This window comes from Streptomyces sp. ITFR-6, assembly GCF_031844725.1.
Lineage (GTDB): Bacteria > Actinomycetota > Actinomycetes > Streptomycetales > Streptomycetaceae > Streptomyces.
Window position 1 is genome coordinate 3,904,086 of the sequence record NZ_CP134612.1, and the last position, 7,430, is coordinate 3,911,515.

A 7,430-nucleotide genomic window follows, 5' to 3' on the forward strand; every position below is an offset into this window, starting at 1 on the left:
GTGCAGGTGAGTGCAACGGGGAGGCGGGGACGCGTGGGCCACCGACCCGTGGGAGCGGGCCCTCAGACGATCCAGTGGTCGTCGGCACCGCACGGGGCGATTTCGAGCCGGGCGTCGTTACCGGCGGAGGCGCCGCCGGTCGGGCGCAGGCACAGGTCGTTGCTGACGACGTTACGGATCCAGTTCGTCCCGTCCCCCCGGGGGTCCAGCCACCAGAGCTGGTTGTCACCGGTCGGACGGCAGTTGAACTCGCTGACCTTCGAACCCGCCGGCCTGGCGTCGTTGTAGTCGACGTCCAGGCAGAGCCCGTCCTTGGTGTTGCGGATCAGGAAGACGGGGGCGTTCTGGGGTCCGCCGCTCTTGTGCACGATGTCCAGGCTCCACAGCTGGTTGTCGGCGGTCGTGGCGTTGCACGGGTACTGGTTGACCGGAGCGGTCGGCTTGCCCTTGCCGTAGTTCGCGATGTCCACGCACTGGGACGTCGACGCGTTCTTGATCACCGTGTTCTGCACACCCGAACGGCCGTTGGCCCACCGGCGGAGCTTCTCCGCCCCGGTCAGCTCCTTAGGCTTGGACTTGGTCTTGAACTTGGGCTTGGGCTCGGTCTTGGGCTTGGGCTTCTCGGACGTGCTCGGGGAAGGCGTGAGCGTCTGCTGCGGGGCCGGCGGCAGGACCTGCTTCTCCTTCTCCTTCACCTTCTTGCTCGGCTTGACGGAGGGGGTCGGCGACTCGCTCGTGTACGTGTCCGGAACGGCTGAGCGCTCGCTGCCCAGGACCGTGCCCGCCGCGTTCTGCGTCCGGGTCCGCTCGGGCTCACGGTCGTTCTGTCCGGCTACGAGGAACGGGACCGCGATCAGTATGGCTCCGGCGATCGCCGCCGCCGCCAGCATCGGCTTCTTGGGCCGGCTGCTGGGCGGTTCGCCGTCCGCGTGCGCATTCGCGCCCGCGCCACCGTTGCCCGCCGCTCCCGCGGCCACGGCCGCGTCGGGTGCGTCGGGCGCGTCGGGCACCGCGCCGACCGTTCTGACAGCCGGCGGCGTGCCGGTCTCCGGGGCGGACGCGGCGGACGTCGACGCTGACGGCTCTGCGGACTCCTCGGACTCCGCGGGCTCGGGGGAAGCCGCGGTGGTGGCCGACGGAACCGAGGCGCCGGTGACGGTGCCCGCGCCTGCTTCGTCGGTGCCGGTCGTCGCCTCGTCGGCGCCCTCGGCCTCGGAGGACGGGGACGACGGGGGCGGGGCGTTCGTACGGCCGCGCGGCGTCAGAGCGCCGCCCGGGTCCCCGGCCGCTCCCCGCATCGTCACGGCCCGGCGGACCGAGACCGGCGAGTTGCCGAACTTCCCGGACGCACCGGCGGACGGACCGGACGGTGACGACGGTATTTCGTTGGAAGGATCATGCTCACGCGCCATGCAATTCCCCTACTCGTCCATGGGTGGGTGTCGCGTCACGGCCCGGCCCCCACGGCGCCGGCGCAGCGCTCCGGCCAATGGCCGGTGCCCGCAGGTGCCGTCGAGAGCCCGCGCACGACATCGTCCAACCGGGCGAGTACGGCTCGATCCGCATCGGGATCGGGCGCGGTCGCCGTGGCAGGACCGGTCAGTTCTCGCAAGAAAATCTGTACGGACGGGCCGTCCCGGCGGACGTCCAGCACCCGGAAGAGGGTTCCCGGGGCGAACACCACCTCCTCGGGCCCACGGCTGTGGTCGGCCAACTGCCGTACGCGACGGCCCGCCACCGACCAGATGACGTAGCTCGCGCCCGGCGTCATGGCCGCACGGCTGGAATCGAGCGGCGTGGTGCTCAGCAGGGCGGCGTCGCGGAGCAGCGTCCCCGGGCGGGGCAGGGCCGCGCCGGCTGCGGGGTCGCTGCCCGTGCCGCGCACCACGGCGCCCCGGTAGGACGGCAGCCTGTTCAGCGCCGATGCCACACAGGCGCCGTACGGCAGCATGTCGGGCTCGTACTCGCGCAGGGCACGGATCACCGCGCCATGGCTCAACGGGCCTTCTGGGGTGAGCAGATACAGCCGCAGCGCGATCAGATCGGCGCGGGCCGCCTCCTGTTCCTTGCCGCGCAGTGCGGGCACCCGGGCGAGGGACCTGGCGACGGCCGCGCCGTGCCGGTCCCACTCCCGGTCCGCGAGCGCGCGGAAGGCGGTCCGTTCCGCTTCGCTGCTGCGGTGGCCGGGTTCCAACGGGACGGGCGGCAGCGGAGTGTCGGGGACCTCGGCCGGCTCCGGGCCCTCCGGGGCGCCGGGGACCACCGGGGCCTCCGGGACCTCCGTAACCTGGGCCGCCTCGTCCGCTGCGGTTCCGGTTCCGGTTCCGGTTCCGTCCGGCTCGGTCGGCGCCTCGGGCGTCACGTCCCGGGATGCCGTGGCCCCCGGGGACGCGGGGGCCACGGCGGGAGCCGGGTCGGCGGGTGCGGCGGATTCCACGCGCACAGGTTTCGCCGGGAGCACGTCGTCGGGGCGATCCGGCGCCTCGGTCACACGCGGCGCGGGCTCGCTCGGCCTGGGATCGCTCAGCGCGGGATCGCTCGGCCTGGGACCGCGTGCGGGATCGCCCAGCGCGGGATCGAGTGCGGGCTCCCCGGACGGGCTCCGCTCGGCAGGCGGCTCCGGGCCGTCCGCCGCTGCCGGGTTCTCCTCCGGCGCGGGCCCGCTCAGCGCGGGCCCGCCCAGCTCGTCGTTTCCGTCGTCTGTGCCGGCTCCGGCGCGGGCGTCGCCTGTGTCGCCTGTGTCGCCCGTGTCGCCCGTGGCGCGGGTGCCACCTGTGCCACTTCCATCGTCTGTGTCGGCTGCGGCGGCTGCGGCTTCTCGCGGTTCGTTCGAACCGGAACCACCGGAAACGGAACCATCGGGGCCCTCGGACCGGTCCGGCTCGGTTGTCTGCGGCTCGGCGGGGTCGCTCTGTTCCGGTAGGGGCGCGGTGGGGCCCGGTGTGGTGCGGGACGCCGGTTGCCCGGCCGCTTCGGCCCGCCTCCTGGCGCGTCCCAGCGAGCCGGTCGGGACGCCGTCGTCCGATCCGTCGAGCTCCTCGGGGTCCGGGCCGGCGCCGGTCCGCCGGGGCGTCCCCGGCTTCCCGGTCGGCAGTGGGGCTGCGGGCCTTGCGGCCGGCCCGGGACCGGACGGCCGTGCGGGTGCCCCGGCGGTCGCCGCCGTTCCCGCTCCCGCTCCTGCCCCGGCGGTCGCCGCCGACCCCGTGGCCATGGCTTCGCGCAGCTGCCCGGCCCGTTCGGCCCGCGCCGTCCGCCCGGCGCCCTCCGACGGGCGGACGTGCACGGATCCCGTGGTCCGGCCCGATTGTCCCGGTCGCGGCGGCTGGGGCGGCAGCTCGGGCCTCGACGACTGCGTCCGCGGTCCCGGCGCCGCAGCCGGCCGGTTCACCGGCGCGGGGGCCGGCCGGGCCGGAGCCGGCGGCCTGGCGCGGGCCGGGGCCGGCGCCGGGGCGGCGTAGCGCAGGGTGCGCAGGCCGTGCCGGGCGGAGAGCCTGCGGAGTTCGAGGCCGCCGTCGAGGGACACGCCGTGCACGTGCAGCGTCGCCCGCGCACGCAGGGCGGGTGCCAGGGCGCCCAGCAGACCCGACAGGGCCGGCCACAGCGACGCGTCCATGACCTCGCCCGGCATGCCCAGCTCGATCACCGGGCCGCCCGGGTCCACCTGACGTGCTGTGGGGGACAGCGAGGGGCCGCCGCGCGGGCCGACCCACAGGCCCGCCCTGGTGACGGTGACCTGCCAGCGGTCGGTCAGGCCGACCACGCCCTCCTCCGGACGTGCGGGGCCCGGCAGCGGCGGGGTCCAGCGCAGCACCCGGGGCGGCCGCGCACGGCCGCTCTCGTCGGGCGGTCGGCACACGACGGCGTCCACGAACGGCATCCACGTCGGCGTACCGTCCGGTGCGGCCAGGACCGAACGCACGGAGTACGTCCCCAACGGGCCGCCCGCCGCGACGAGCGGCAGGCCGGTCAGGACCTCCACCTCCGCGTCCGTCCGGTCGGACACCGACTGCGCCAGTGACAGCACGTCACGCCGGCCGCCGGGCACGAGCCGCGCAGCGGACCTGGCCTCCTGCGGCAGGGAGTCGAGGACCGCGGCGACCTCCTCGGCCGAGACGTCCTCCCCGTACGGCACACCGATGACCACGGCCGCGCGCCGGGGGTCGACCGGCACGGCGTGGTAGAGATCGCCCGGCTGGGTCGGGGCCGCCCCTGCGGGCCGCACCAGCAGCCCGGCCGGGATCTGTTCCAGCACGCAGCCGCCGGCCGTGCCCGAAGGCACACCGCGCAGCGCGGACTGCCAGGACGGCTCCGGGCTGCGCGGGCCCAGCGGCTGCGGCTTCGCGCCCGGGGCGAACCGCCACCAGCCGCCCTCGGCCGCGCCCCCGTTGGCGGTGGACGCGACGGGGACGAAGAGCGAGCCGCCCGGTACGACGAGGGGCGGGCCGTCCGGGGCCCTCACCTCGAACCCCCAGGCGTCGGCGATCCGGCGGGCGGTGGCGGGCCGGTCCTCGGCGTCGTGCCCGGCACCGGCCATGACCAGTTGTACGGACTCGGTGCCCGAGTCGCGCAGCGAGTCGAGGAGTTCGCTCAGCCTCGGCCAGAAGGAGCGGGCCTCCGCCCCCTCGGCGTTCGCGATGACGGTCACCGTCCCCTCGTCCGTGCGCGTGCCGCGCGCCAGATCGACGACATCCGCAGGCGTGAGCGTGTCGTCCGACGGGGTCCGGAGCAGCAGCAGACCGTCGTGGTCCTCCACCACGAGCCCCTCGGGTGCCGCTTCCGGCAGGTTCGTGGCGGCCCGTTCGACGGGGGCCGGGGAGCGGTCGCCTCGGCGCCGCGCGAAGGAACCACCCCAGCGAGTCACTCCTGCGGCCTTTCTCCGGCCGGCGCACCGGCAGTGGCGGGGCCGGGGCCCGGCGCGGCCGCCGGGTCCCCCACCCGTGTCGCGTGGATGCGCGGCGTTCCCGCCCCGCCCGGCTCCTCCGGCGGCACCGGCCGGGCCTCACCGCGCTCCTGGGCCGCGATCTCCTCGGCCAGTGCCTCGGTGTCCATGACCATCCCTGCCGGGCCGGTCGGGTTGACGTAGAGCGAGTGGCCCTCGGGCAGGACCTCGACCACATCGGCCACCGGGACCACCCGGGCCGCGAACGTCCCGACGACGCGGTAATACGCGGGGGCGGTGAAGACGGGGACGACGGGCTCGCCCTCCGCCGACCGCACGGCCAGCGGCTCGCCGTCGGGGCCGAGGAGCACCGCGACCTTCGCGGCGGCCAGCGTGCGAAGCACCTCGCCGGGCGGGCCGTATCCGGTCACGGCGCGCTGGACGGCCAACTCGACCGGGTCGGTGGCCCTGGGCCAGCCGCGCGCCTGAGGGGAAGGGCGGTACTCCGCGCTGTCCTCCCACGCCACGATCGTGCCCGTGGCGTCCGTACGCCAACGGCCCGGAACCGCCCAGTCCGGCGGCGCGCCCCTACCCGACCAGGCGGGATCGGGAACGCTCAGCCACCGGTCGGGAAGGCCCAGAGCCGCCTCCGTCACTTCCGGGGGCGGTTCGGGGAAGAGCTCGGTGACGTCGGCGTCGGCGGATTCGACGACGTCAGTGGGCTCGGTGTCCCCGGTGGGCCCGGTATCGGCGGTGGGCCCGGTGATGTCCGTGGACTCGGTGGCCGGTCGGCGGTGCGCCGGTATCGCCCCGGCATCCGCGTCGACGGGGAAGGGCTCGGGCTCGGGCGGCGGGGGCATCGTGGGGAGGGGCCCATGGTCGTAATCAGTCACCGGCGGGCACTCCCGACACAGAAGACACGGTCCATCCCTTCGAACTCACCCTCATCGTTTGACAGTCTGGTGGTGCCGACCCCGAAATCCGGTTTCCCCGCGATGACATACCGGTGTCCGAAGTGTGAAGCGCCCATGACATCGCGGGACGCGACCCGACAGGACCATGGCCCCCACCCCGACGACAACGTTGTTCCCGGCCTGCCCGACGGCACCCGGATGCCCGGTTCGTACTTCTGGAGAGACGCCGTGCTCCGCCCCGGCGTTCCACCGTTCAATGGTCAACCGTACCCGCACCACGGCTCAGGCCGGCCACCCGTCGGGGGACTCCTCCGCCTCGTACTCCTCCAGTTCGGCCCGGCCCGCGCGCAGTTCGGTCACCGTGACGAGCTGCCCCACCGGGGCGGACGAGCTGAGGAACAGCACTTCCCTTCCGGGCGGCAGCCGTTCCAGGAGTTCGGGTACGAACATCACCTCGTGCACGGGAAGTTCGCCCGCCGCCGGCCGCGAAGCCGCCGAGAAGACGGGCACCGCCTCCGTACCGTCCTCCGCCTCGGTCACCGTCAGGCCGCCGTTCCCGTCGACGCACACCGCCAGCTCGGCGTCGGCGAGCATCAGGGCGAACAGCTCCCGCGACGCGTAGCCGGTGGCGACCAGTTGTACGGCGGCGTCCACGGGGCTGACCGGCGGCGGCCAGCCGTGCGCGTCGGGCGAAGGACGGTAGCCGGGGTTCTCCTCCCACTCGACGATCTCCCCGTTCCCGTCGCTCCGCCAGCGTCCGAGCCTCGCCCACGAGGGCGGGGGCTCGTCCTCGTCACCGTTCCAGTGCCGGTCGACCACGGACATCCAGTGGCCGGGGGCTTCCCTGGCCGCCCTGACGTACTCCTCGGGCGGCTCGCGGAACCCCGGCCGCCCCCTCAGCACGGCGGTCGGGCCGCCCAGGGTCCCGGAGCGGACCGCGCCTTCGTCCGGGGTGCCGGATGGGCTCGTCATGCGCGGTCCGTCCCGTCCCGCGAACCGTCCGCCCCGCGCGCCGCCTTGTCGACCGCCTGCCGCAGGGCATCGGTCTCCACGGTCATGCCGACCGGCCCCGACGGGTTGAGGTAGAGCACATGGCCCTCCGGTATCCGGTCGACCACCTCGGCCACGGGCGCCAGTTCGTAACCGAAGCGCCCGGCCGCCCGCAGATAGCCGGGGGACGTGAAGACGGGCACCACCGGCGCCCCCTCGGGAGAGGTGGCCGAAAGCGGGCTGCCGCCGGGGCCCAGCAGGACGGCGACCTCCGCCCCGGCCAGCGCCCTCGGCACCGCCTCACCCGGGCCGTACCCGGTGGCCGCGAGCTGGACCGCCTCGTCCACAGGGTCGGCCGGTGCGGGCCAGCCGAGCGCCTGGGGCGAGGGGCGGTACCCCTCGTTGGCGCGCCACTCCTCGATCTCACCGTCCAGGCCGGACCGCCACTGGCCCACCACCGCCCAGTCCGGCGGTTCGCCCTTCCCGGACCACGCGGGGTCGACCATGCCCAGCCAGTGGTCGGGAGCGAGCCGGGCGGCTTCCTCGATCTCCGCGGGGACCGGCGGCGCGGTGTCGTCGATGGGACCGGGTCGCGCGGTGGGCGTACCGGCGGCGGTGTTGTCGTTCATGAGCTCCTCGCTGGGAAG

The 7,430-nt window shown here is 75.0% G+C and carries 5 protein-coding genes; all 5 read right to left on the minus strand.

The genetic code is table 11. The annotated features are described in order from the left end of the window. Positions 1-62: 62 nt before the first annotated feature. The 5 genes from RLT59_RS17810 to RLT59_RS17830 all read right to left on the minus strand — a co-directional run bounded on the left by RLT59_RS17810 (position 63) and on the right by RLT59_RS17830 (position 7,412). Positions 63-1,412 carry an RICIN domain-containing protein gene (locus RLT59_RS17810; RefSeq protein ID WP_311304309.1) on the minus strand — a complete coding sequence of 450 codons (1,350 nt, stop codon included), beginning with the start codon at positions 1,410-1,412 and terminating at the stop codon, positions 63-65. A 35-nt stretch (positions 1,413-1,447) separates the two neighbouring features. Next, positions 1,448-4,861, minus strand: a complete 3,414-nt coding sequence (locus tag RLT59_RS17815) for a hypothetical protein (protein ID WP_311304310.1) — start codon at positions 4,859-4,861, stop codon at positions 1,448-1,450. Then, positions 4,858-5,772 (minus strand): type VII secretion system-associated protein, encoded by a 915-nt coding sequence (locus RLT59_RS17820; RefSeq protein ID WP_311304311.1) that lies wholly within the window; start codon positions 5,770-5,772, stop codon positions 4,858-4,860. Before RLT59_RS17820 ends, RLT59_RS17815 begins: the two co-directional genes overlap by 4 nt. 303 nt (positions 5,773-6,075) lie before the next feature. After that, on the minus strand, positions 6,076-6,765 hold the full coding sequence (locus RLT59_RS17825) for a type VII secretion system-associated protein (protein ID WP_311304312.1): 690 nt from the start codon (positions 6,763-6,765) through the stop codon (positions 6,076-6,078). Then, positions 6,762-7,412 (minus strand): type VII secretion system-associated protein, encoded by a 651-nt coding sequence (locus RLT59_RS17830; RefSeq protein WP_311304313.1) that lies wholly within the window; start codon positions 7,410-7,412, stop codon positions 6,762-6,764. The genes RLT59_RS17825 and RLT59_RS17830 overlap by 4 nt, the downstream gene beginning before the upstream one ends. Positions 7,413-7,430: the final 18 nt, after the last annotated feature.

Coding starts and splice junctions, on each gene's coding strand:
- RLT59_RS17810 (WP_311304309.1), bottom strand. CDS start 1,412: ATGGCGCGTGAGCATGATCCTTCCAACGAAATACCGTCGTCACCGTCC.
- RLT59_RS17825 (WP_311304312.1), bottom strand. CDS start 6,765: ATGACGAGCCCATCCGGCACCCCGGACGAAGGCGCGGTCCGCTCCGGG.
- RLT59_RS17830 (WP_311304313.1), bottom strand. CDS start 7,412: ATGAACGACAACACCGCCGCCGGTACGCCCACCGCGCGACCCGGTCCC.